Raw genomic sequence first — 786 nt, 5'->3', positions numbered from 1 at the left:
TGCTGCGCCTGGTGCAGGGCGCCGCCTCGGCGGTGCTCGGCCGCGACCCGGCGGACCCGGTCGGCCCCGACCAGAACTTCGCCGACCTGGGCTTCGACTCGCTGACCGCGGTGGACCTGCGCGGCGCTTTGCTCGCCGAGTCGGGTGTGCGGCTGCCGGTGTCCCTGGTCTTCGACCATCCGACCCCGGCCGACCTGGCCGAGCGGCTGCTGTCGGAGCTGGAGGGCGCGCCGGGCGGCGGTCCGGCCGTGGACTTCGCCGCCGAGGTCCGGCTCGCCGACGACATCCGGCCCGCGCCCACCGTCCACCTGGCCTCCGATCCGCAGAACGTGCTGCTCACCGGGGCCACCGGGTTCATGGGCTCGTTCGTCCTGCGCGACCTGCTGCGCACCACCGGCGCCACCGTGCACTGCCTGGTGCGGGCGGCCGACGAGGAGGAGGGCTACGCCCGGATCCGCGCCGCCGCCGAGTACTACCGGACCGGCATCGCGCTCGACCGGGTGCGGGTCGTCCCGGGCGACCTGGGCGAGCCGGGGCTGGGGCTCGACCCGGCGACGGCGGACCGGCTGGCCCGCGAGGCCGACGCGGTGTTCCACATCGGCGCGCACGTGAACTGGCTCTACCCCTATGCCCGGCTCAAGGCCACCAACGTGGCCGCCACCGAGGAGGTCCTGCGGATCGCGGCGCGCCACCGCACGGTTCCGGTGCACTACGTCTCCTCCACCGGGGTGTACGCGAACCTGCCGGAGGAGGGCGTGCGGCTGGCCGAGGACGCGCCGATCGGGC

1 protein-coding gene is annotated in these 786 nt (G+C 75.6%); it reads left to right on the top strand.

Features of this window, described 5'->3' with window-relative positions:
• Nucleotides 1-786: SDR family oxidoreductase (locus D476_RS32630; RefSeq protein WP_017623635.1), on the top strand; the 786-nt coding region annotated here is incomplete at both ends.

Source organism: Nocardiopsis chromatogenes YIM 90109, assembly GCF_000341185.1.
GTDB classification, from domain to species: Bacteria; Actinomycetota; Actinomycetes; order Streptosporangiales; family Streptosporangiaceae; genus Nocardiopsis_A; species Nocardiopsis_A chromatogenes.
This window is presented reverse-complemented; position numbering and strand designations above follow the sequence as displayed.